Origin of the sequence: Shewanella sp. SM74 (assembly GCF_025653725.1) — a bacterium.
Lineage (GTDB): Bacteria > Pseudomonadota > Gammaproteobacteria > Enterobacterales > Shewanellaceae > Shewanella > Shewanella oncorhynchi.
Window position 1 is genome coordinate 114,400 of the sequence record NZ_JAKKRZ010000012.1, and the last position, 23,189, is coordinate 137,588.

The window sequence follows — 23,189 nt, forward strand, 5'->3', positions numbered from 1 at the left end:
TGGAATAAATCAACAGCGCGCATTTTATCGATTTCCATTACATTTTTGTTAACTTAAACACTTAAGAATGCGGGAAATTAGTTATACTGCCCTGCAATAAAAGAGATGTTCATCATGGAGTCGTCAAGCATGCCTAATTTCAGCCTACGTAATAAATTACTGCTGTTGTCGTTATTCCCTTTAATTTTTACTTTGTTCGTACTCATGACAGTTTCTTATTATGTCGAAAAAGACGCCCTTGCAGATGAAGTGACGACCTTTAGAACTAAGCTCATCGGTGAACGTAAAACACAAATAAAAGAAGCCACCGAAATTGCCGCAGGAATAGTGCAGTATCAGTTGTCTTTAAAAGAAAATGGCAATGTAAACCAAGCGCTCCGTGATATCCGTTTTGGCAGTTCTGGTTACTTCTTTATTTACGACTCCCAGGGTAAAAACCTGTTCCATGCCGTCATGCCCAACCTCGAAGGGCAAAATAAAATTGATATGACAGATCCCCGCGGCACTAAAATCATTGTCGGTTTACTCGATGCCGCTAAAAAAGGGGACGGTAACTTCTCGTTCTACTTTCAAAAACCCAATACCAATGAGCAAATTGAAAAAATCGGTTACTCCATGATGATCCCTGGCACAGACTGGATGCTAGGCACGGGAGTCTATATCGATGATATCGACACTGTCGTTGAGGATTATCGTGCGACGGTCACTGAGCAGATGATCGAAAAATCCTATGCCATTCTGTTAATTGCGCTGTTACTCGCCGCGATTACTGTCGCTGTTATTCTGATCACCGCCCAACGTATGGTCGCGCCAATTAAAAATATGGCGAATAACTTAAACGATATAGCTAAAGGCGAAGGCGATTTAACCAAACGTCTTATTGTTAAAGGTGAAGATGAAATTGCACAACTAGGTCAATCCTTTAACCTGTTTGTCGATAAACTCCAAACCATTATAGGCGATGTGGCAAACGCGACGGCTAAAGTTAAAACCGCCGCCAACGCGATTCACGATCAAACCAAAGTCATGTCGAGCCAACTCATCAGCCATAACAATGAAACCGATCAAGTGGTTACCGCTATTACTGAAATGTCAGCCACCGCCAGCGAAGTAGCGCAAAATACCACGCAAGTGGCTGAAGCGACTCACGCTGCCACTGGCGATGTAGCCAATGCCCAGCGCTGCGTCGATGCTTCTTTAGAAGAAATTTCGGCACTCATGGCGCAAATCAACAATGCGGCGGGCAGTATTCAATCTTTGAGCGAACAGTCTAAAAAAATCAACAACGTGCTGTCAGTGATTGGCGGTATTGCTGAGCAAACTAACCTATTGGCATTAAATGCAGCCATCGAAGCTGCCCGCGCCGGAGAACAGGGCCGAGGCTTTGCCGTGGTGGCCGATGAAGTGCGTAACTTAGCGAGCCGAACGCAATCAAGCACTTTAGAAATCAATGAGATGCTATCTGAACTGCACAAGCTTGTCGCACTGGCAGTAAAAACGATGGAAGAAAGTCAGCAAAGCTGCGTACGCTCGGTAGACTCTTCCCGTGCAATTTCTGAAAGCCTAGGCTCAGTGACATCGGCGGTCACGGCAATTAACGACATGAGCACCCAAATTGCGACGGCGGCCACGGAACAAAGCTCTGTGACCGAAGAAATCAACCGTAATGTGTTCGCCATCCAAGAGATTGTGAATGAGTTACTCCATTCCAGCGAAGATGCTGCCAGAGTCAGCCAGACCGTGTCGCAGGAAGGAATTAACTTAGGTAAGCTCGTCGGTCAGTTTAAGATTTAAAATATTTTCAATGGGTTGTAAGCTAAATAAGACATCGCAACCCATTGGTTTGCTGAAAATGTAAGATAAGGTCTCAGCCTTGCTGAGGCCGATGGCAGTGGAATTGAAGGATTGTGGGATTTTTTAATTTCAAAAAGTAAAACTTAAATCCCATTGCCTACGTATATAAGTCCAAATACCCAATCCAATAGAAATGGCCATGTTCTCAATATTTAAGAAAAATCCCTTAAAAAAATTAACTCAGCAATATAACGCCAAGCTTGAACAAGCTATGCATGCCCAGAGAAAAGGCGATATTAGATCCTACTCAATGCTGACCACTGAAGCCGAGCAAATCGAAAATCAAATAAAAGTGTTAGAAACAACAAGCCATAAATAAACCTTCAAAGCAAAAACACTCAGCAGACAAACTACCAAGAGTCAGCTTGAAAACGTGCCAATCTGGCCTCTGTGACTGTGCATTGAGTCAATTGCATCAACTCACCTAAGGTAATCGCAGGATTGTCTGTGATAAGCCGAATCAGCTTAGCGTCTAATGGTTCAAGTTTGTCTGCATGCTGCAGTAACGCTGACTCAAGCTTTTGAATAAGATAACGAAATGCTCCATCGGTCATCAGTAGCTGCTCGGCTTGTAAACGAGCGGTGCAGGATTGGATCTTGATCGCCGCGCCAACAATGCACCAATTTCTCGAACGCCGCACACGCTTAAGCTCGCAATCATATTGAGCTGCAATCGCTTGAGCTTGTTTAACCGCCTCCCGCCCAATTCGATGAATCAGCGAGGGCAGCGAGATACTAATGTCATCGTTCATAACGCTTGGTTAATCGCCGCTCTTTTTATGCCTGCATGGGTAAAAGCCTGCTCGACTTTACATTCAAATACAAAAATTCAATGCGCGGCAGTGTACTCTGCCTCACTTTATTCTAAAAGCTCCGCCCTCCGCCGGATAAGATTTGATGCGATTATGCTTTTACTCATTAACCCACATATTTTGAGTGAGTTTCGCACCAAGTTTGTAGCTTATGTTGTAAATCGCGCAGCTTCTTTGGGTAATGGCTCTGCTTGGCATAAACCATATACAACTCATGTGGATAGCATAGCCATTGGGGAACGAGCAAAGTGAGTTTGTGTTGAGCGATATCCTCCTCTACCAAATAATAAGGCAGGCTAGCGATACCTGTACCACTCAAAGTAAGCAGATGTGTAGTGGCATAGTTTGAACTACACAGTGCAGGCTCAAAAGTGAGCGTGAGACTGTCCCCTGCGAGCGGTTCAAACACCCACTGAGTTTCGCCCGAAGACAATAGACGATAATGGCGTAAATCATCAGGGTGATGAACTTCTGCGGCTGCGGGATGTGTGGGCGCAACCACTAAGACATGGCGAATTCTGCCAAGATATCTGGCGATCAGATTATCGCTGTGCGCAATGCTTGTTCTTAAGGCGAGATCAAACTTGCCGAACTCAACATCTTGAATATTCTGCTCAAAACACAGTTCGAGTTTCACTTGAGGATACTCAGCAATAAACTGAAGCAGCATAGGACTCAGCAATTTTTTGCCCAGTTCCGTTGGAGCGGTGAATTTTAAAGTGCCACAGGAGTCCTGTGTTAAATCCTGCACTAAACGCCCAGCTTCATTGGCCAGCCTCTCGATTTCGCAGGCTTTACCATATAACGCTTGCCCTGCTTCGGTCATTGATACTCGCCGCGTGGTTCGGTGGAGTAATTGACAACCCATTTCATCTTCAAGGGATTTAACATGGCGCGATACTAAACCTTTAGAAGCCCCGAGTTGTTCAGACGCAGCGCTAAAACTGTGCATTTTGGCAACCAGCATAAATGACTGCAGATGGGTGAGATTCATCAATTAAATCCATTAACGAAACAATGTGGTGATTATATGCGCTTTTTCTATTTAATTAACCAGACTATCCTCAATTCGTATTCAATTTAGGAGCATGTCATGAAAATAGTCGTAGTGGGTGCATCAGGCACAATCGGACAAGCTATAGTCCGCTTATTTCATTCAACTCAGCATGAAGTGATTCAGGTAGGGCGAACAACGGGGGATGTCCTGATAGACATTCGGGATGAAAATTCACTCCATCAAGGGCTAGAAAAAATCGGTAAAGTCGATGCAATGATTTCAGCCATGGGTGATGTTGTGTTTAAACCCTTCAACGCTATGACCCAAGCAGACTGGTATACAGGGCTCCAAAGTAAGTTATTGGGGCAAATACAGTTAGTGCAAATAGGTAGCCAATACCTCAACGCTGGGGGGAGTTTTACACTGACCAGTGGCATTATTGCCGATGTCCCAGTAAAAGATGGCATCAGTGCAGCCACAATCAATGGCGCACTTGAGCATTTTGTTACCGCCGTCGCGGGTGAATTACCTGCGCAGCAGCGGATAAACATTGTCAGCCCAACGGTATTAAGCGAGTCATTAGCGAGCTATCAGGACTATTTTCCCGGTTTTAGTGCAATCAATGCCGACACATTAGCCAAGGTTTACTTGCGCTCAGTCATGGGCAGAGAAAATGGCCGAGTGCTGAAAGCCTTTTCCAGCTGCGGCACAGTGTCCTAACAGCAGCGTCCTAACAGGACAACCTAACCTTGTAACGCAAGGCGCGTAATCAGTCACAGTTAAAGTCTTGAGCGTTGCGCTGGGATTGCCTACAATAGCGCACGCTTTTTCACTATAGACAACGACAGATCACGACCATGACCGACACAACATCATTACCTGCTTTACCGGATCGCCTTTCCGTTAACCCACGCAGCCCACACCATGTGGCAGAAATTTTCGAGCACGATATCGGTATTAAGCTCAACGGCAAAGAGCGTTTTGATGTCGAAGAATATTGCATCAGTGAAGGTTGGGTAAAAGTGCCAAGCAAATCCTTAGACCGTCGCGGCCAACCTCTTTTGCTCACAGTAAAAGGCACAGTTGAAGCCTTTTATCGTTAAGCTTTAGCGCAAAGAGCAGGATCATAACAACGGCCAATCTAATTGGCCGTTTTTGTTTGCCCAGCAGCAAATGATACTAACTCAATACTACTTGCTGAAACTGCACCAGTGTACTGACCTACTATTCGGAACAGCTATTTAGTCGATTTTTGGCGAAATGGATTAAATCAAATAGCATTATGCATGCCTACTTATTTGAATATCATCAAGTTTATTTGGAGATTCGCTAGAGAAAGCGTTAGAGAGAGGAGAAATAGTTGATGTCTCGGTAACTCCAATATATAAAGGTCCTTCCAGAATACCGGCAGGTATAACAGTGAATGCTCAAGGTAGTGGTGGTTTCTTTGAAAGCATTGCTCTTCTTAATCCTCGTGGAATGTAGATCATGACCCTATCTGTATTAAATAGCATTTTAACTCCCCCTAACTTCCCTAATGAATCTGGGATTAGTAACGTTTGGCCTTCTATAGATGAAGGTCTTAGTTTTCCCAGGGATTACATTGCGTTTATTAATCGTTATGGCACAGGAAGAATTGCCGATTTTATTGCGATATTCAATCCATTTACTAAAAATTATGACCTTGATTTTTTTGAGCAGAAGAAATCAATCATTGAATACTTCAATTACCTTAATAATGAAGACCCAGAGTATTTTAAATATAATCTCTATCCAAAAATTAATGGCCTTTTACCAATAGGCGTAACGGATAATGGTGATTGCATATTTTGGGTTGTTTCCGATCTGAAAGACAGTGAGACATGGGGCACTGCAATAATCGCATCTAGATCGCCAGATGTAGAATATTTTGATGAAAATATAACCTCTCTATTGACTGGTTTATTGTTAAGAAAAATAAGATCAGGATCATTACCTAATAGTTTCCCTCCTAAAAATGTTACCTTTGAAAAAATTTAAACAAAAAATAAATGGTCATCCGCAATAAATCATGGACCGCCACGGCCAACCTCTTTTGCTCACAGTAAAAGGCACAGTTGAAGCCTTTTATCGTTAAGCCTTAGCGCAAAGAGCCGGATCATAAAATGAGTAAAGGCTAGCCGTGGGAACCCTAGCCTTAGATAACAAACACCGCCTTCCTTAGGTTATTGTTTGCGCACTAGTTTATCGGCAAGATAGTCAGCTAATTCAGCAAGAGGGATATGAGTCATCACACCATCTTTGCGGCACTTAACTGACACACACTTCTCGGCCTCTTCTTTATCCCCAACCGTTAGGATGTAAGGCACTTTTTGCTTGTGAAAGCGTTTCATTTTGCGGGCAACTGAGTTTTGACTGATATCAACCAACACTCGCATGTCTCGTGCTAAACATAATGCGGCTAACTGACGGACAAATTGGCTGTTTGACTCATTTACAGAGGCAATAGCAACAGGTACAGGATGTAACCAAACAGGAAGGTTACCCTGTGAGACTTCCAAGAGAATCCCCAACCAACGCTCGATAGAGCCATACATAGCTTGGTGCATAATTACTGGCCGTTCGAATTCACCTTGCTCATTTGTGTAGTGAACATCGAATCTTTCAGGCAAATTGAAATCAAACTGGATAGTGCCACACTGCCAGCGTCTTCCCATAGAATCTGTCAGTGACAATTCAATTTTGGGACCATAAAAAGCCCCTTCGCCAGCTTGATACTCGGCATCAAAGCCCTCAATCTGGCAGGCTGAATCCAATAGCTTTTGTGCTCGGCACCATTGCTCATCGCTGCCTAATGCCTTCTCAGGTTTAGTCGATATTTTTACGTCTAAATTATGGTAGCCGTAATCACCATAAACCTGCTTTGCACGCTGGAGAAAACCACGTATCTCCTCCTCTGCCTGAGACCAACAGCAAAAAACATGGGCATCATCCTGAGTGAACTGGCGTGCGCGCAGGCAACCATTTAACGAGCCTGAGGATTCATTACGGTGCACCAAGCCAAACTCAAATAGTCGCAGTGGCAAATCTCTATGGCTATGTACCCCGCGCTTAAACAGCAAAATATGGGCAGGACAAGACATAGGTTTTAAAACATATTCATCGATGTTTTCCTTTCCGCCACCGAAAAACATGTTCTCTGCAAACATGTCCATATGCCCAGACGTTTGCCATAACTCCTTCTTCATAAAAACAGGCGTGTTCACTTCCTCAAAACCATTGCGGCGATACACGCGCCTCATGTGCTCTTGAATATCTCGGAATAACACCCAGCCATTCGGGTGCCAAAAAATCATGCCCGGCGCCTGTGGTTCAGAGTGAAATAGGTCAAGTTGTTCTGCAATTTCGCGATGTGTTTTCATCATTCTCTCCTGAGTAAAATCTGAGCGAAATACAAAACCAAGGTATAAAAAAACCCTCTGGCGATGTCGCTCAGAGGGTTTTTTTAAAGACGCAAAAAACTACCCCCCGAGAATTCTCGTGGTGGTAGTGGTGGTGTTAATTGCGCTTACGTATATTTTTTTCATGCGCCAGTAATAACAAATCATCCCTATCGCAGCAAGCATTTTGTTTATAAAAAAATAAATGGCAGACAAAATAAAGACAAAATAAATGGCCATCCATAATGAATTATTAGACCGTCGCGGCCAACCTCTTTTGCTCACAGTAAAAGACACAGTTGAAGCCTTTTATCGTTAAGCTTGCAAAGAGCTAGATCATAAAAACGGCCAATTAATATTGGCCGTTTTTGTTTGCCTATTCTACTTCTGCGGCTAAACCATAGGCCTGGTAAATCTGTTTTACACGGCCCGATGCAGCCATATCAAGCAGCGCCCGATTAAGTTCATCGAAAATAGCAGCATGGGTAGAGTTACGGGACATACCAAAATAATGTTCGATCCGATTCGACTGACGGTAATCGGCATAGCTAAAACGATCGTAACCGAGCTGCTTGAAGGCATTCTCAATGGCGGCACGATCGAGCACCACCATAGTGTCAAAACGCCCCATGATAAACATGCGAGCCATGTTTTCATCATCGGTAGACTCAATTTTACGTAGCGCGGGATCCGTATTAAAACGCTCAAAATAAACTGTGCCCCGTTTAACCCCTACAGTAAGCTGATACAAATCCTCATAGGACTTAATCCGTCCTTCCTCGCCGGCTTTTACGAGAAACAAAATATCGCGAGTCTGAGTGCCGATAGGACCAAGAAACCGTACAAATGCCTCTCGCTCTTCGTCTCGTATCGTGCGCGGCACAATGTCGACCGTTCCTACCCGCAACTCATGAATGCTGCGTGCAAAAGGACGCGCGCTCCATTCGACGCGATAACCGACCTTAGCCGCCGCTTCCTCAAGAATATCCTTTAACGGACTCGTCATAGTATTAGTTCGCTCATCAAGCACCATCTCAGGAGGACGATGCCGAAAATCGGCACGCAACACTTTAGAAAAAGTAGCCGATTGCACCTCAGCGGCGACAATGATGCCCGAGAAAAAACCACAACCAAGCACACACAAAATTGCGTAAACAGAAGGCAACGAAACAAGGATACTTTTAAAATACATAGAGATGCCCGCGAATTTATATGTTGCATTTAGCATAACTCAAAAAATCGAAAACTAAAGTGCATAAAACATAGGCCCAGCCTGTAATTGTGATAAAGCGCATTGATTAAACCGTATAGAGCGGGTTAAAGTGTGACCACAAAGTAAAAAGTGTGACCACTCAGGAAAATGCAGGGCAAACTCGAACTCAATCATCGAGCACGCCATTTAGGGAAGAAGAAGCAAATCAGCAATATGCGCCCAAACTCTAAGCAGACAACTCGGCCACCACTTTCCAAAATTATAAGTACATTTTATTAGCGGGTTATGTCATTAGATTGGCTGTTGACCCGCTTTATTTCAGGGACGTAAATGGCAGACTTCGGCAGCAATCTATTATCCGTTGTAATTATTCTATCCAGTCTGTTTGTCGGCGCTGGAGTGTTGCATGTGTTTCTTAAATACCGCGATGCAACGCTAACCCTACCCGTTGATCGTGAGCAGTTGATCCGCATCCCCGCCTATGGATTACAACAGCAAATCCAAGATCTGCAATTAGATTTAATGGGCTACATGATGATGGGAGCCGTGATTTTTTGCTTCCCCTTTGCACTCAACAGCATTCAAGCACATATCGCCGTAGGTAAATTCCCTTGGTTATTAAGCATCACAGCATTAATGGGCTTAACCTATTGCGGCTTTAAAACATGGAAAAACTTTTCAAAGCTCACCAAGTTACGCCTCGGTCATACCGCTGAAATTGCCACAGCCAATGAACTCATAGGCTTACAAGCATTGGGTTATCAAGTGTTTCACGATGTACAAGCTGACGGCTTTAACATCGACCATCTTGTCGTAGGCAAAAATGGCGTATTCGCCATTGAAACCAAAGGCCGCCATAAGCGCAATAAAGACCTACTCCAAACCAATGGAACTGGCCCAGTCTCTGGTAAAAAAGGCTATCAAGTATTTTACAAAGACGGGCGATTAAACTTCCCCTCGTGGACAGAAACCAAACCAATTGAACAAGCGCAGCGCCAAGCCCAATGGGTCAGCCAATGGTTAACCAAGGCTACAGGGGCACCAGTATCTTCAACCCCAGTACTCGTATTCCCCGGCTGGTATGTCACCTGTCAGACCAAGCCACCGTTCCCGATCCTTAACCACAAACAATTAGTCGGCACTATCCCAACACTCAGAACCCAAGCACTTACCCAGCAACAAGTAGAACAAATTATTTATCAAGTCGCACAAAGATGCCTAAGTAAAAGCGAGGTGTTAAAGTGATTTTAGATAAACTAAATCTGACTCAACTTTTGAGAATAGATAAAGTCAAATTAAGGCTGTGGTCATGACCCCTAATAATTCTTTCGAATATGTCGTTCGACAAATTCTAAATAGACGATGTGTTCCTGTCGCTGGTGCTGGTATTTCACTATATAGTGAACACCCTGAAGGGCTTAGATATCATACTGTGCCTTGGATGGTATCAACCCTAGAATGTGCTTTGTTATCAAAACGAGTAGCTCGTTTTGATAACAATCTTCATGGCCCAATTTGCACCCAGATTACAACTATTAACGGAATAAATGTTCAACAAGGATGCCAAATAAGACTGCAACAGCTAGGGCATTCAATTGTATCGGTTGGCAAAATTAATTCTGGCTGCTTCTTTTGTGACGTAATTTCGGCAGCAAAAAACCTTAAACTAGGAAATTTGGCTGAACTTTTCCTGTGGGAAACCAATAGCCAATACGATGAATCGAATAATTCTAAAACACCTTACAAACGACTTGTTGAGTTATTAAGAATTGTCGAATACACAAAACTCGAACCAACTCCTGCTCATAAAATTATAGCTAAACTGGCTAGAGAGTCCTTAATCAGTGAAGTTATCACGACCAACTATGATTGTAATTTTGAAAAAGCTTACGAAAAAGTTGCAGGCAAGGGGTATGCTGATGTAATCGCAAACCTGGATAAATATCGAGAACTCGGTGCTGCGTCTAATGGAGTCGTTAATCATCTTAAAATTTTCAAAATAAACGGTTGTGCTGAAGAACTAGGCGATGGTAGTAATGCAGATCAATGTGAGCGAATCTTACTTACTGAACGTCAACTGCAACAATGGCGTAATCGACAATGGGCAGCAGATATATTTAAAGACAGACTACGTTCTAATACATTATTTTTTAATGGGTTTGGTAGCGACGAACCACAAATTCATCATACATTACAAACAGTATTGGATGAATATTCCGACTATTCGCCCAAAAAGGAAAAAGGAACTTTATTTTATACACCATCTGCACCAATAGTAGCAATTTATGCACCACATCCTAGTTTTCACCAACAGCAAATTGTTAAAACATATGCTTTTCAGCATAGTTTCAACGCGCTGGATGGCGATCAGTTAATTATACGGAACCCTAAGATTGGTTGTTCTTTATCTGCTGACGAACTATGGAAGGCTATTTTTGAGCGTATCTATCGCCAGCTGTTAATCAATGCGCTTAAGCATAGTATTGTTGCTGCAAATGCAAGTTTTACTGCAATTGTTCCCTATGCTTCTACAATACTTGGCGAGATTTTATCGACCTTTGAAAAGACTCTTGAAGATGACAAACTTCAAGATAATGAAACATCGCAAATAACAAGTGTGCCTGACTGGTTGAGCTCGATAAAACAGATATGTGCTAGGACAATATTACCAGAAAATATTTATCAAGCGTTTAGTACGTGTCTTCAGATGTTAAACGGTCATTTTAATGAGCAAGACGAAGCTGCTCACTACGTACCCGTTAATGAAAATAAAGCGCTGATGTCCGAGCTGATGCTGTTGCTATTTATTTTGCATAGAAATCGTAAAGAACAGATTAGCTTTTGCCAAAAAAGAGGTATTGGGATTTCGCTAAAAGATGAAGTGAAATCTCTGTACGTTTCAGCCAGCCCATCATTCTTAACCGATTCAAATATATCAAATGAAATAACTGGTGCCGCAGAGTTGATTCTTCTAATAGGAAATGCGGGGAGTTGTACTAGACCACAAATACATCGTTTATCAAAAATCATGGACAAAAGCACCTTGCAACCTAGCACCATAATTGCTTTGGGATGGAAGCATATTTTCTATGATGGCCGCTTGAATAGTATTTCGTCTATAAATAAAAGACTGATGAATGCAGTTCAATCACCTACTCATTATTACTATGCGAACCAGCCAAGCTTAAATAAGCGCTCTTACTTAATACAAGTCTAAAGGAAGTGACAATTGGAAAAAAATGACTACTTTAGCATCGAGCTAGATAAAAGAACTGATCAAACATTATCAGTAATGCCTATCTCAGTCCATTGCTCATCAGCTTGCAATTTAGTTATATGGTTATCGCCAGCAATTAATGCTGACAAAATAAATTGGACTGATATGCGTTTTGACATCGCGCAGAAAATGGACCAATTGGCAGATTTACTTCGCGACCTTCATTATTTCTCACCATTAATTGCGATCATTGACCTTGATGCCATCAACAAACAAAACATATTAAATCAATGGGTTAATATAACAGGTGATCAGGACTGGCATCGTGGACGTTTTATTGTCCAAATAGCAAATACTGAAGAGTATCCTAGTGTAAAAGAGCTTGTAGATAAATGGACTGGAGCATTACAAGTTAAGCCGTATTCACCCAAACGTATTGATAACAAACGTTTTAAGGAACTTTTACTTGAGACTATTCCTTCTGCAAAAATTCCAACAGGTACTGAACCACAGCTTTTTTGGCGATATACAGATAATGTGCTTCAAGCTTTGGAGCATGGACAAGTAGATAAAATGGCTCGAAATTGGCAACAAGAGATTGTTGATGATTTAAATAACCTGTTAGGTACACAATTCTTTGAAGGAACAAAAAATGACGCTTAATAAAACTATCAGTTCAATTGAGCTTCAAAACTTTAAAGGATATAGGTATAACCAAGGTCAAAAAAATAATCGTTTTGATTTTGACAATGCTGATTTAATTCTGATTACAGGAAAAAATGGTGTAGGAAAAACATCATTATTAGAAGCCTTAGACTGGACGATGAACCAAGACGGCATCCCTAATAAATATCTTAATCAAGATGAAAAAACTGGGTTAGTCGTGGTAAATGGCAATAAGTTCGACATAGGTGAAAAAAATCATGGGGGGGATTTTTTAAAGACTGTATCGACTTTTTTCTTTCAGGAACATATTAAAGAGCTAGCCTGCAATGAAGTCATACAGCTACTTGAACCGGATAACAAGCCCGCGCACGCAATGAAAGCGAGCCTTAAATCACTGCAAATAGAATTAGAAAAATTGCAACAACAATTACAGCAGAGTAAATACCGAAAAGATTATGAAACAGAACGGAAGAAATTTGCAGGAATAATCACTGAAAAAACAGAATCTCTTAACAATGACAATCCTATTAAAGCATTGTTAAAGTCATCTACGCTCACAATAAACAATGGAAATTTGCAGAGCAAATGGGACTCACAAATAAGAAATCTGTCTAAAGGACTAAGTGAATTAACAAGTAATAACCAGGTAATAGGTGAGAGTATTCCTGAATATTTAGCACATATTGAAAAGTGCCTCAGAGATGTTGAGTTCAAAATAATGGCAGATAAACCTGAGCAAGAAAAAAAGCCAGAGTTTGATCCTGCCCTCTTCGATAGACTGGAACAGTTACCTGCTGAATTAGAAGTAAAATGGTTCGATGGAAGCAAAGGAAATAATTTATCACCCTCATCGTTAGATCTGCTCATTGTTGATGTTGATGAGAATAAGTATTTACTTGAGATAAAAAAACTTTTACCTGAACAAGAAGAACTTCGAATAGAATATCAAAAAGTATCTGATGCAATAAGAAAGCTTATAGACAGTGATAGTCTTGAAAACTGGTTAAATAGTTTTCATGAAAATATCGACCAATGGCTAAGTGCTTTTGATAATGATGCTGAAAGCGTTAGTTTAGCCAAAATTATTGAAGATTTGACTGACAACCTTGATAAATTAAAAGTTATGAGCCAGAAAAAGCTTAAAGAACTATACCAGCAACGTATAAACATTGAAGTTCAAGGTAAACGAATTTCATCAGAAATCCAACGATTAAACTTATATAGTACTGCGGCAGATCAATTCAATCGTTTCAAGTTTGAGTTAAAAGAAAAATTCCAAGAAACAACTTTTACGGTCGGTGAAGCACTTAGTTACGCAAAAAACAAACTTGCCAAATTGCCAAAAGCTCAATTTGAAAATAACGATATTTACTCACTTAAAATTTTGATTGGTACATTTCGGGATTGGTCAAGTATTGAGTATGAAAAACAAGTTGATGAAAAAAATATTAGTCAACCTGAGAGTATTGAAAACGCGGAAACCTTACTATCTAGTGCAATAAAAATTTGTAAACAGGAGTCTGGAATAAACAGCCAATTACTAAACCTTATGAGCGAGATTCCAGCTGTTGAACTACAAAGTTTGACTGAAAACATGAATTCATTACTTGATAAATTTCATTTTCCTAAAGGCTTCCTCCCAATCAAACTTAGTAATACTGGTACCGATAAAAAACCAGCATGGACTTTTGAAACACAAAATGAGGTTAAATTTTCCGACTTATCGACAGGGCAAAAAACCCAACTTGCTATTTGTTGGACCATCAATCTTAATCTAGCGCTCGCAGATACGTTAAACCATCAAGTAATAGGTTTTGATGACTTCACTACATCGTTAGATATGAACCAATTGATCCCCGCTGCAGTATTACTCAGAAAGATGGCATATGCTAACGATGGAGATAAGTGGAAACGACAAGTGATTGTTACTAGTCACCATGAAGACCTTACCAACCGCTTATTGGATTTTTTACTGCCACCACAAGGTAGAAGCATGAGAGTCATTCAGTTTGAGGATTGGTCACCTAAGACTGGACCTAGTTTCAACTGTTTTAAAGTTGAAATGGGTGAGCAAACTTCATCAATTTCTCGAGCAGAATCAGCAATTAAACGCTTGTTTAGTAATTGAATAAATAGAAATCCACCAATAAAAAAGCGAACCAATCGGTTCGCTTTTTCATGCTTCAAATTCACTGAAGCCGAAGAATAATAATGGCGTTACTGCCGACGATAAGGCAAGGAAGCCGATGCTTTTCGCCACGGAGTTGACTGGTGTCAATGAGTAGCGAAAAGTGTTGGCTGACGCCGAATTATCTAGGCCAAGTAGCCATTATTAATTATTCGTAGTCTGATAATGGTGCGCATGAACACATCAAGTTACGGTCGCCGTAAACATCATCAATACGATTCACGGTTGGCCAGAACTTGTTAGTACGCACTGCTGCACTTGGGAACACGGCCACTTCGCGGCTGTATGGACGCGTATCAAACTCTGGGTCCATGATATCTGCCATAGTGTGCGGTGCGTTGTGCAGCGGGTTGTTGTCCACTGGCCATTCGCCCGATTCCACTTTGGCGATTTCGGCGCGGATTGACACCATAGCGTCGATGAAACGATCGAGTTCCACCTTAGACTCAGATTCCGTAGGCTCAATCATCAGAGTTCCCGCAACAGGGAAGCTCATGGTTGGCGCGTGGAAACCATAGTCATTCAAACGCTTAGCGATATCCATTTCGGTCACGCCTGAAGCTTCTTTCAGTGGACGTAGGTCGATAATACATTCGTGCGCGACGCGATCGTTACGGCCACGGAACAATACTGGGTAGTGTTCTGACAGCTTCTTCATCACATAGTTAGCGTTTAGCAGCGCAGTTTGGGTCGACTTTTTCAGGCCCTTTGAACCAAGCAGCTTAATGTACATCCAGCTGATCGGCAGAATGCCAGCGCTACCGTAAGGTGCAGCCGATACGGCGCCGTTGTTGTCGCTCACGCGGCCCGGTTTAACCACAACGTGACCCGCAACAAATGGGGCTAAGTGTGATTTCACGCCGATTGGGCCCATACCTGGACCACCACCGCCGTGTGGAATCGCGAAGGTTTTGTGCAGGTTTAGGTGTGATACGTCGGCACCGATAAAGCCAGGAGACGTTAAGCCGACCTGAGCGTTCATGTTGGCGCCATCTAAGTACACTTGACCGCCGTGCTGATGCACTATGTTGCAGATTTCGCGGATAGATTCTTCATACACACCGTGGGTCGATGGGTAAGTGATCATGATGCAAGACAGGTTTTCAGCCACTTCGGCAGCTTTCGTCTTCAGATCTTCTAAATCGACGTTACCTTGCTTATCACACGCCGTCACCACCACTTGCATACCGGCTAATTGCGCCGATGCAGGGTTAGTACCGTGGGCAGATTGCGGGATCAAACAGATGTTTCTGTGCGCATCGCCGCGTGACTCATGGTATTTCTTGATGGCTAACAAGCCAGCGTATTCACCTTGAGCGCCTGAGTTTGGCTGGATACACACAGCGTCGTAGCCTGTGATGTTCACTAACCAAGTCGACAACTCTTCAATCAACTGAGTAAAGCCTTTGGCTTGATCCAGTGGGCTGAATGGGTGCATGTTAGCAAATTCTGGCCAGCTCACCGGGAGCATTTCAACCGCTGCGTTTAACTTCATGGTGCAAGAGCCCAGTGAAATCATCGAGTAGTTAAGTGCTAAGTCTTTGCTTTCGAGACGTTTGATATAACGCATCATCTCGGTTTCGCTTTGATAGCGATTGAAGGTTGGGTGGCTTAAAATCGCATCTTGGCGCACAAGTGCCGCCGGAATCGATTGGCTACCTTGGCTCACGATTTGCGCGTCTAACGCGGCAACATCTAAACCATGGCCGGCACCTAAGATCACATCGAACAGGGCTTCGATATCTGTGCGTAATGTGGTTTCGTCTAAGCTCACGCCCACAATACCATCGGCATCGAAACGTAGATTCATTTCAGCAGCCAGTGCGCGTGCATTGACGGCAGCAACATCTAAGCCTTTGATGCTAACAGTATCAAACCAAGTGCTGTTGACTAAGTTCACGCCCTTCGCTTTTAAGCCTGCCGCTAAAATGTCGGCGAAACGGTGGATGCGTGATGCGATAGTTTTCAGGCCATCTGGACCGTGGAATACGGCGTAGAAAGACGCCATATTCGCCAACAGAATTTGTGCAGTACAAATGTTTGAGTTGGCTTTTTCGCGGCGGATATGTTGCTCACGAGTTTGCATTGCCATACGCAGTGCGCGGTTACCACGGGCGTCTTTTGACACACCAATGATACGGCCAGGCATAGAACGTTTGTGCTCGTCACGGGCAACGAAGAAGGCCGCGTGTGGACCACCAAAGCCCATTGGCACGCCAAAACGCTGCGCACTACCAAATACCACATCGGCGCCCATAGCGCCCGGTGATTTCAGTAATACCAAGGACATAATGTCGGCGGCGACAGTCACAACCACATTCTTCGCACGCAGAGTTGCGAATAATTCGCTGAAGTCAGTGATTTGACCGAAACGGTTAGTATATTGGAACAAAGCACCAAACAGCTCATGGTTAACGGCCTCAGATGCTGGGCCAACCACCACTTCAAAACCAAAACACTCAGCGCGGGTTTTCACTACGTCTAAGGTTTGCGGGAACACATCATCGGCAACGAAGAAGATATTGGCTTTTTTCGCTTTAGAAACGCGCTTTGCCAGCGCCATCGCTTCGGCAGCAGCAGTTGCTTCATCTAACAAAGAAGCAGAAGCCAAATCTAAACCCGTTAAGTCCATCGACACTTGTTGGAAGTTTAGAATGGCTTCTAAACGGCCTTGGGCGATTTCTGGCTGATATGGCGTATAAGCCGTGTACCAACCTGGGTTTTCAAATACGTTACGCAGGATCACGTTTGGCACTTGAGTGCCGTAGTAACCCATACCGATATAGCTCTTAAATACTTGGTTTTGTTTCGCTAAACCACGAATGTAAGCAATGCCTTCGGCTTCGCCGCAGGAATCACCAATGCTCAGGTCTTGGCTTAAACGGATCGACTCAGGCACAATTTGCGCGGTCAGATCGTCCAGAGACTCAGCACCAACATAGTTCAGCATGGCTTGCTGTTGGCTGCTATCTGGGCCGATATGACGACGTAGGAATAAATCGTGCTGTTCTAACTGAGTGAGGGTTTGCTTGGTCATGATAAACCTTGTTCCAGATTTGCCGAAATTCAGAACTGTAGGGTACTGATTAACGGACTGTTGTTATGTCAATCTTGCGCTAAAACAAACGAAGCCCCTTAGGGCTTCGTTAGCGTCGACGATTATTCTTCGTCGATGACAGCTTGGTAGCCTTCAGCATCCAGCAGAGCGTCGACTTCTGATTCGTCAGAAGGCATTACGCGGAAGAACCAGCCTTCGCCGTAAGCACTGCTGTTAACGAGTTCTGGCGAATCTTCCAGCGCTTCGTTCACGGCAATCACTTCGCCAGAAATAGGGGCATAAATGTCAGACGCCGCTTTTACTGATTCAGCTACAGCACAGTCTTCACCCGCAGTCACAGTGTCGCCAACTTCTGGGAGTTCAACGAAAACCATGTCACCTAACAGCTCTTGGGCGTGCTCAGTGATACCTACTGTGTAGCTACCGTCTTCTTCCTTGCGGATCCATTCGTGTGAAGAGGCGTATTTCAGTTCTGTCGGAATATTGCTCATTGTTCTTGTTCCTTGTTCCGTTTTTTTAAAATGCTTGTTTACCGTTGCGCACAAAGTTTGGCGCCACTACTCTAACAGCCACACGTTTTTTACGCATTTCGACTTCCGCAGTATCCCCAATCGAACTAGGAACACGTGCCATCGCAATAGAATAGCCCAATGTTGGCGAGAAAGTCCCGCTGGTGATCACGCCTTGTTGCTCTACACCGGCTGCGTCGGTGAAAAATACTGGCATATCATGGCGTAACACGCCCTTTTCTTCCATCACTAGACCAACAAGTTTGCTGGTTCCGGCATCGCGAAGTGTTTCGAGGGCTTTACGGCCGATGAAGTCACGGTCGTTTGGTTCCCATGCAATAGTCCAGCCCATGTTGGCGGCCAATGGGTTGATGGTTTCGTCCATGTCTAAACCGTAAAGGTTCATACCAGCTTCGAGACGCAGCGTGTCACGGGCACCGAGACCACAAGGTTTAACCCCTTGCTCTAACAATGCTTGCCACAAGGCTTGGGCTTCATCTTCTGGGACGATAATTTCGTAGCCCGCTTCACCTGTGTAGCCCGTAGTCGCAATAAACAGTGAGCCAGCTTGCTTACCGAAGAAAGGTTTCATGCCTTCGATGGCGGCGTTTTGCTCGGCACTGAACACGGCAGCGGCTTTCGCTTTTGCGTTAGGACCTTGAACGGCAATCATCGCCAGCTCAGGACGCTCAGTTACAGTGACATCAAAACCTTGGGATTGCTTGGCGATCCAAGCGAGATCTTTTTCGCGGGTCGCTGAGTTCACTACCACGCGGTAGTTAGTGTCAGTGAGGTAGTAAGTGATGAGGTCGTCGATGATACCGGCATTGTCATCTAACATGCCGCTGTATAAGGCTTTACCTGGCACTTTAAGTCTAGCCACATCGTTCGCCAGCAACTTACGTAGAAATGCACAAGCGTCGCTACCTATCACATCAACCACAGTCATGTGGGATACGTCGAACATACCCGCGTCTTGACGCACAGCGTTGTGTTCTTCGATTTGTGAACCATAGTTGAGGGGCATATCCCAACCGTGGAAGTCGACCATCTTAGCGTTTGATTCTAAGTGCTTGTTAAACAGAATAGTTTTGTTAGCCATTGTTATCCCTTTTTGCGGCCTTTTTCAGGTCTCTGCCTAGTGTAGGGTGTAGATACTAGGGTCTAAAATGCGGCGAAATTATACCTTGCGTCACAAATTTGTATACAGGAGATTTTTCTAATCCGAAGCCATTGCCATTAGATTTTCTCATCTTCAACATGTAATTTTTTTACATGCGAAGGCCAGATTTGCGCAGCTTGCAGTCAAATTGCTAATATTGTCGGCAATTCTGATCACATTAGCGCAACCTAGGCTAACGGCACAACTTAGGCAGTGCCGACTTATTGCCCATGGCCTGTTGTATGAACACTGTTTTCAGCCCAGCGACATTATCAACCAGATTTAAGCCCAGATCGCGAATCGCCTTTTTGACTGGGTTTGAACCTTCGAATAGGCGTTTAAAGCCCTCCATCGCCGCGATCATCTCCATTGCATCGGCTTTGCGCCAACGTTCAAGTGCACGCAGCTGCGCATAATCGCCGATATCTTTACCCGCTTGCTGTAATTCGCTGATGACTTCGATGATGCTGGCCGCATCTAAAAAGCCGAGGTTCACCCCTTGGCCAGCCAGCGGATGAATAGTATGGGCAGCGTCGCCTGCCAACACTAAACGGTGGCGGGCAAAATGGCGGGCGTAGCGCATCCGTAATGGGAAAGCTTGGCGCTCGCTTTCCAGCTGACAGATCCCCAAACGACCGTCGAAAGCCGCGGTTAAGTTGCGCTCAAATTGCACTTTATCCATTGCCAATAACTCAGTGGCGCGCTCGGGCGGCACCGACCAGACGATAGAGCAGAGATTGTCTTCATACAGAGGTAAAAATGCTAGCGGGCCGTCCTGCAAAAACACTTGGCGGGCGGTGGCAAGGTGTGGCATTTCGGTACGAATAGTTGCGACGATTGCGTGGTGGCCGTAATCCCAGAATGTCAGCGGGATCTTGCATTGCTCGCGCACCCAAGAGTTGGCGCCATCAGCGGCTATCACAAGTGCGGCACTGACACTTTCTATTTCAGAATCGGCGCCATTGGCAAGGGTCAACCAAGCTTCGCGCTCACCAAAAGCAATGCGCTCTATGCGTTGGTTTTGAATATGGGTGATATTGTCAAACTCACTGGCGCGTTTCGCGAGGGCAAAGCTAATGGCATCGTTTTCGATAATCGCGCCGAGACTGGTTTCGCTGATGCTGTTGGCATCAAAGGCAATTTTACCGAAACCGTCTTTATCCCACACCGCCATTTTTTGATAAGGCGTAGCGCGGGAAGTATCTAAATAACTCCATGCCCCTAAGTTTTCTAACAAGCGCTGGCTCGCCTTATTGATGGCGCTCACCCGTAAACGCGGCTCGCCGCTCACGGCCTCAGTGTGGCCCGCATCGATAACGACGACATTCAGATCGGCCTGCGCCAATCCAATCGCGGTGGCGAGTCCCACCATGCCGCCACCCACAATGGCGATGTCATAGGCTTGTGAACTTAACATGGGTACATCCTTTTCGCGTTGCGATACCAGTAAATTACTGAGTTATTTCCAGCCCATTGCCTTTTGAGCGACGGGGGTTTTCAGTGGCGGAAACCAAGACAAAAGCCGTAATCCTAAGTTACGCCCCAGCGCCATCGGCCAATATTGGTTTGAAAAGCCACGGACTAAAAATTCGATATTTCGGATAGTGCTGTTTCTGTCGTGCTCGCGGGCATTAAGGTACGCATGGGTCACAGCGGCGGAGCCGATATCGTCACCCTGTGCGAGCGCCGTTTGGATTATCTCGAGCAAACTCACCACATCTCTCAACCCTAAGTTAAACCCTTGCCCCGCAATCGGATGCAGTGTCTGCGCCGCATTGCCGATAAACACACATCTGTGATGAATTGGCCTTGGCATATAAGACAAATTAAGCGGATACGCATGGCGCGTGCTGACATCGATAAACGTGCCCGCACGATAACCAAAGGCCTGTTGCAGCGCCGCTAAAAATTCCGCTTTCGGCGCGGTTTGCATCTGTTTAGCCCGCGCATCATCGAGCGCCCAAACGAGAGATAATCGAGGTTGACCTTGAATATCGGCCATAGGCAATAACGCTAAGGGACCCGTTTGGGTAAAGCGCTCATAGGCCCAATGTTTGTGAGGCCTATTGGTTGGCAAATCGGCAGTTTGAATATTAGCAATAATGGCCGTTTGCTCAAAGGCCACTTGGGTCACAGGCAAATTAAAACTGCTGCGCACTTTGGATTGCAAACCATCTGCGGCAACCACAAGTTTGGCTTTAATTCGCTCGCCCGTATCGAGCACTAAGGTGTGACCTTCAACGGCGGGTTCTACTTGGGCAAGCTTGGCGGGGCAATAGAGTTTGACACTACTCTTATTCAACTCGTTAAACAGCACTTGGCCAACCCGTTCAAGCTCAACCACTTGGCCTAGGGCATCTAAATGAAACTGCGCCGCATTGAGTTCTGTCATGCCAAAGTGGCCGCGATCCGACACATGGATATTTTCAATCGCCGTGCCCAAATGGGCGAGCTTTTGCCATAAACCTAAACGGGATAATTCGAAAATAGAACCGTGGGCGATAGCGATGGAGCGAGCATCGAATCCGGGGTGTTGTTTATCAGGAAGGTGCGCCTCGATTAAGGCGATGGAAAGCGGCCTAGCTGCGGATAAAGAAAGACGCGCGAGAGCCAACGCGAGCGTCGCCCCCGCCATCGCACCGCCTACAATCGCGATGTCGACGTGTTGAACTGAAGTATCCATGTGATTTGTGGCCGTCATGGGGATCTCATTCAAGCTTTGGCATAACACTAAGGCATGTAAACATAAAAGATGTAAACATCAATGCTATGCACTCAAAAACACCAGTGCTATGGACTCAAAGGCAGGTTTGCCCACCTTTGACATCTAATGAAGCCACTACTGTGTTAACTTATTGAACATTAAACAACCGCGGTAAATTAATGCACCACCGCAGTATCGTCAGCCTCGCCATGGGGAAGCTCAGGACCAAACTCCGAGTAACACATGATGGCTGCAATACGTACAAACTCGAGTAATTCAGTGTAAGCGGCTTCGGATTCTTCATCGTCGGCAACATCAAATTCCACTTGGGCAATTTCCGCCAAGTCTTTGATCACTTCACGTACTTCTGCCGAGGCTTGATTCAGTTTCGGCTGAATAATCGCCATGCCAGTCAAAAAACTCTGGGTCCACAGGGACAAGGCTTCAACACGTTGGCTGAGCGGCTCTTCTTCTTCGGGCAACAGCGGCATGAAACCAAATTCAAAATCCACTAAACGCGTCACTGAATCGTTAAACAAATCACACACTAATTGGTGCAACTGCGCTGGCAAAGGTTGACCATCGTTCATCAGGTCGAATAAAGGCTTGATCCAAGTGTCGCCAGTTTGCTCTACACCACCGCAGATTAAACCGACTAAAGCACCGTGAACTTCTACCGGATGCTGGCCGATTTCAGCCGCATCTAAGGCGAGTTTTAAGCTGTCGATACGTAACGAAGGAGGGGTTGCCATATCAGATCCCAATAAGATTTTTCCAGCAGCAATGCTAGCAGAGATAAAGACTTGAACCAATACTGAATCCCAATAATGGCGAAATCGGCCACGCCCTGATAAAAAACTATCCAACTGCTCACACAAACAGCAAACAAAACCGTCAAAGACCAATCCATTTGCGGCTTACCTTGCACTTTTAAGATCAGCCCTATATAGTCCGCCCTAAGAGGCTAACGAAAGGATCACCCGCGACATGAGTAACAGTGCTGTTGAAATTACCCTACTTGGGCGCACCTACTCTATCGCTTGCCCGAAAGGTCAAGAGGATGCCTTACGTACGGTAGCGTTGGGAGTTGAACAACAACTCAGTGCGTTAAAAACCCGAACCAATAGCCTAAGCCGTGAAGAAATTGCGATCATGGCGGCGCTGAATATTGGACACGAGTTGTTCCAAGAAAAGCAAAAAAATAAGCACTACATGCAACAGATGGACGACAGGATCAGCTTGCTGCAGTCGACCCTCGAAAGTGCCTTAGTTGAGCGTTCAACTAAATAGATTTAAACTGTGCACCTTAGTGATTTAACACTCATTGAGTTAAACCAACTGACGCACAGTGAATGGCTAAACTGGATTATCAACATAAACCAATGCTTTA

At 44.5% G+C, this 23,189-nt stretch carries 20 protein-coding genes and 1 pseudogene; 11 read left to right on the top strand and 10 right to left on the bottom strand.

The window, feature by feature from the left end; genetic code table 11:
* The first annotated feature begins 129 nt into the window (after positions 1-129).
* Together L5M49_RS13860 and L5M49_RS13865 are read left to right on the top strand one after the other, a co-directional pair.
* Complete coding sequence (locus L5M49_RS13860) at positions 130-1,794, top strand: methyl-accepting chemotaxis protein (RefSeq protein ID WP_263266282.1); 1,665 nt, start codon at positions 130-132, stop codon at positions 1,792-1,794.
* 199 nt (positions 1,795-1,993) lie between these two features.
* A complete protein-coding gene (locus L5M49_RS13865) occupies positions 1,994-2,173 on the top strand; it encodes a DUF6435 family protein (RefSeq protein WP_263266283.1) in 180 nt (59 codons plus the stop codon).
* Between the two features lie 31 nt (positions 2,174-2,204).
* Here the strand turns inward: L5M49_RS13865 and L5M49_RS13870 are convergent, their stop codons facing one another.
* Positions 2,205-2,606, bottom strand: a complete 402-nt coding sequence (locus tag L5M49_RS13870; RefSeq protein ID WP_263266284.1) for a ribosome recycling factor family protein — start codon at positions 2,604-2,606, stop codon at positions 2,205-2,207.
* A 166-nt stretch (positions 2,607-2,772) separates the two neighbouring features.
* Positions 2,773-3,660, bottom strand: coding sequence for a LysR family transcriptional regulator (locus L5M49_RS13875; RefSeq protein ID WP_263266285.1), 888 nt, complete (start codon positions 3,658-3,660; stop codon positions 2,773-2,775).
* A 99-nt stretch (positions 3,661-3,759) separates the two neighbouring features.
* Between L5M49_RS13875 and L5M49_RS13880 the strand changes: the two genes are divergently transcribed.
* The 3 genes from L5M49_RS13880 to L5M49_RS13890 all read left to right on the top strand — a co-directional run bounded on the left by L5M49_RS13880 (position 3,760) and on the right by L5M49_RS13890 (position 5,682).
* A complete protein-coding gene (locus L5M49_RS13880; RefSeq protein WP_263266286.1) occupies positions 3,760-4,383 on the top strand; it encodes a short chain dehydrogenase in 624 nt (207 codons plus the stop codon).
* A 137-nt stretch (positions 4,384-4,520) separates the two neighbouring features.
* Positions 4,521-4,766, top strand: coding sequence for a DUF3297 family protein (locus L5M49_RS13885; RefSeq protein WP_006080205.1), 246 nt, complete (start codon positions 4,521-4,523; stop codon positions 4,764-4,766).
* 385 nt (positions 4,767-5,151) lie between these two features.
* Positions 5,152-5,682, top strand: a complete 531-nt coding sequence (locus L5M49_RS13890; RefSeq protein ID WP_263266287.1) for an SMI1/KNR4 family protein — start codon at positions 5,152-5,154, stop codon at positions 5,680-5,682.
* Positions 5,683-5,867: 185 nt separating this feature from the next.
* On the opposite strand, the gene thrS is transcribed toward L5M49_RS13890, so the two are convergent.
* Positions 5,868-7,067 carry a threonine--tRNA ligase gene (gene thrS / locus L5M49_RS13895; RefSeq protein ID WP_263266288.1) on the bottom strand — a complete coding sequence of 400 codons (1,200 nt, stop codon included), beginning with the start codon at positions 7,065-7,067 and terminating at the stop codon, positions 5,868-5,870.
* A gap of 265 nt (positions 7,068-7,332) precedes the next feature.
* Between thrS and L5M49_RS13900 the strand changes: the two are divergent.
* Positions 7,333-7,401: pseudogene (locus L5M49_RS13900) on the top strand (DUF3297 domain-containing protein); the annotation flags it as partial.
* 57 nt (positions 7,402-7,458) lie between these two features.
* On the opposite strand, the gene L5M49_RS13905 reads toward L5M49_RS13900, so the two are convergent.
* Positions 7,459-8,274, bottom strand: coding sequence for a substrate-binding periplasmic protein (locus L5M49_RS13905; RefSeq protein ID WP_263266289.1), 816 nt, complete (start codon positions 8,272-8,274; stop codon positions 7,459-7,461).
* A gap of 351 nt (positions 8,275-8,625) precedes the next feature.
* Here L5M49_RS13905 and L5M49_RS13910 point away from each other — a divergent pair, with 351 nt between their 5' ends.
* The 4 genes from L5M49_RS13910 (at position 8,626) to L5M49_RS13925 (ending at position 14,306) form a co-directional block, all read left to right on the top strand.
* Positions 8,626-9,540 (top strand): nuclease-related domain-containing protein, encoded by a 915-nt coding sequence (locus tag L5M49_RS13910; RefSeq protein WP_263266290.1) that lies wholly within the window; start codon positions 8,626-8,628, stop codon positions 9,538-9,540.
* 64 nt (positions 9,541-9,604) lie between these two features.
* Positions 9,605-11,512 carry an SIR2 family NAD-dependent protein deacylase gene (locus L5M49_RS13915; protein WP_263266291.1) on the top strand — a complete coding sequence of 636 codons (1,908 nt, stop codon included), beginning with the start codon at positions 9,605-9,607 and terminating at the stop codon, positions 11,510-11,512.
* A gap of 12 nt (positions 11,513-11,524) precedes the next feature.
* Positions 11,525-12,175 (top strand): hypothetical protein, encoded by a 651-nt coding sequence (locus L5M49_RS13920; protein ID WP_263167779.1) that lies wholly within the window; start codon positions 11,525-11,527, stop codon positions 12,173-12,175.
* Complete coding sequence (locus tag L5M49_RS13925) at positions 12,165-14,306, top strand: AAA family ATPase (RefSeq protein ID WP_263266292.1); 2,142 nt, start codon at positions 12,165-12,167, stop codon at positions 14,304-14,306. Before L5M49_RS13920 ends, L5M49_RS13925 begins: the two co-directional genes overlap by 11 nt.
* A gap of 208 nt (positions 14,307-14,514) precedes the next feature.
* On the opposite strand, the gene gcvP is transcribed toward L5M49_RS13925, so the two are convergent.
* The 6 genes from gcvP to L5M49_RS13955 all read right to left on the bottom strand — a co-directional run bounded on the left by gcvP (position 14,515) and on the right by L5M49_RS13955 (position 22,551).
* Entirely contained in the window at positions 14,515-17,403 is a 2,889-nt protein-coding gene (gcvP, locus tag L5M49_RS13930; protein WP_263139663.1) for an aminomethyl-transferring glycine dehydrogenase, read from the bottom strand.
* Between the two features lie 122 nt (positions 17,404-17,525).
* Complete coding sequence (gene gcvH / locus L5M49_RS13935; protein WP_011845766.1) at positions 17,526-17,915, bottom strand: glycine cleavage system protein GcvH; 390 nt, start codon at positions 17,913-17,915, stop codon at positions 17,526-17,528.
* 25 nt (positions 17,916-17,940) lie between these two features.
* Complete coding sequence (gene gcvT, locus L5M49_RS13940) at positions 17,941-19,035, bottom strand: glycine cleavage system aminomethyltransferase GcvT (RefSeq protein ID WP_263266293.1); 1,095 nt, start codon at positions 19,033-19,035, stop codon at positions 17,941-17,943.
* Between the two features lie 253 nt (positions 19,036-19,288).
* On the bottom strand, positions 19,289-20,512 hold the full coding sequence (locus L5M49_RS13945; protein WP_263163560.1) for an FAD-dependent monooxygenase: 1,224 nt from the start codon (positions 20,510-20,512) through the stop codon (positions 19,289-19,291).
* A gap of 42 nt (positions 20,513-20,554) precedes the next feature.
* Complete coding sequence (gene ubiH, locus L5M49_RS13950; protein ID WP_263266294.1) at positions 20,555-21,796, bottom strand: 2-octaprenyl-6-methoxyphenyl hydroxylase; 1,242 nt, start codon at positions 21,794-21,796, stop codon at positions 20,555-20,557.
* 179 nt (positions 21,797-21,975) lie between these two features.
* Positions 21,976-22,551: a UPF0149 family protein gene (locus L5M49_RS13955; protein ID WP_105252998.1), complete on the bottom strand. Its 576-nt coding sequence runs from the start codon at positions 22,549-22,551 to the stop codon at positions 21,976-21,978.
* A gap of 235 nt (positions 22,552-22,786) precedes the next feature.
* Here L5M49_RS13955 and L5M49_RS13960 point away from each other — a divergent pair, with 235 nt between their 5' ends.
* Positions 22,787-23,089: a cell division protein ZapA gene (locus L5M49_RS13960; RefSeq protein ID WP_105250206.1), complete on the top strand. Its 303-nt coding sequence runs from the start codon at positions 22,787-22,789 to the stop codon at positions 23,087-23,089.
* The last annotated feature ends 100 nt before the right edge of the window (positions 23,090-23,189 follow it).

What these genes read in the sequence shown, in the direction of transcription:
- L5M49_RS13860 (WP_263266282.1), top strand. Translation starts at nt 130, where the DNA reads ATGCCTAATTTCAGCCTACGTAATAAATTACTGCTGTTGTCGTTATTC.
- L5M49_RS13865 (WP_263266283.1), top strand. Translation starts at nt 1,994, where the DNA reads ATGTTCTCAATATTTAAGAAAAATCCCTTAAAAAAATTAACTCAGCAA.
- L5M49_RS13870 (WP_263266284.1), bottom strand. Translation starts at nt 2,606, where the DNA reads ATGAACGATGACATTAGTATCTCGCTGCCCTCGCTGATTCATCGAATT.
- L5M49_RS13875 (WP_263266285.1), bottom strand. Translation starts at nt 3,660, where the DNA reads ATGAATCTCACCCATCTGCAGTCATTTATGCTGGTTGCCAAAATGCAC.
- L5M49_RS13880 (WP_263266286.1), top strand. Translation starts at nt 3,760, where the DNA reads ATGAAAATAGTCGTAGTGGGTGCATCAGGCACAATCGGACAAGCTATA.
- L5M49_RS13885 (WP_006080205.1), top strand. Translation starts at nt 4,521, where the DNA reads ATGACCGACACAACATCATTACCTGCTTTACCGGATCGCCTTTCCGTT.
- L5M49_RS13890 (WP_263266287.1), top strand. Translation starts at nt 5,152, where the DNA reads ATGACCCTATCTGTATTAAATAGCATTTTAACTCCCCCTAACTTCCCT.
- thrS (WP_263266288.1), bottom strand. Translation starts at nt 7,067, where the DNA reads ATGATGAAAACACATCGCGAAATTGCAGAACAACTTGACCTATTTCAC.
- L5M49_RS13905 (WP_263266289.1), bottom strand. Translation starts at nt 8,274, where the DNA reads ATGTATTTTAAAAGTATCCTTGTTTCGTTGCCTTCTGTTTACGCAATT.
- L5M49_RS13910 (WP_263266290.1), top strand. Translation starts at nt 8,626, where the DNA reads ATGGCAGACTTCGGCAGCAATCTATTATCCGTTGTAATTATTCTATCC.
- L5M49_RS13915 (WP_263266291.1), top strand. Translation starts at nt 9,605, where the DNA reads ATGACCCCTAATAATTCTTTCGAATATGTCGTTCGACAAATTCTAAAT.
- L5M49_RS13925 (WP_263266292.1), top strand. Translation starts at nt 12,165, where the DNA reads ATGACGCTTAATAAAACTATCAGTTCAATTGAGCTTCAAAACTTTAAA.
- gcvP (WP_263139663.1), bottom strand. Translation starts at nt 17,403, where the DNA reads ATGACCAAGCAAACCCTCACTCAGTTAGAACAGCACGATTTATTCCTA.
- gcvH (WP_011845766.1), bottom strand. Translation starts at nt 17,915, where the DNA reads ATGAGCAATATTCCGACAGAACTGAAATACGCCTCTTCACACGAATGG.
- gcvT (WP_263266293.1), bottom strand. Translation starts at nt 19,035, where the DNA reads ATGGCTAACAAAACTATTCTGTTTAACAAGCACTTAGAATCAAACGCT.
- L5M49_RS13945 (WP_263163560.1), bottom strand. Translation starts at nt 20,512, where the DNA reads ATGTTAAGTTCACAAGCCTATGACATCGCCATTGTGGGTGGCGGCATG.
- ubiH (WP_263266294.1), bottom strand. Translation starts at nt 21,796, where the DNA reads ATGACGGCCACAAATCACATGGATACTTCAGTTCAACACGTCGACATC.
- L5M49_RS13955 (WP_105252998.1), bottom strand. Translation starts at nt 22,551, where the DNA reads ATGGCAACCCCTCCTTCGTTACGTATCGACAGCTTAAAACTCGCCTTA.
- L5M49_RS13960 (WP_105250206.1), top strand. Translation starts at nt 22,787, where the DNA reads ATGAGTAACAGTGCTGTTGAAATTACCCTACTTGGGCGCACCTACTCT.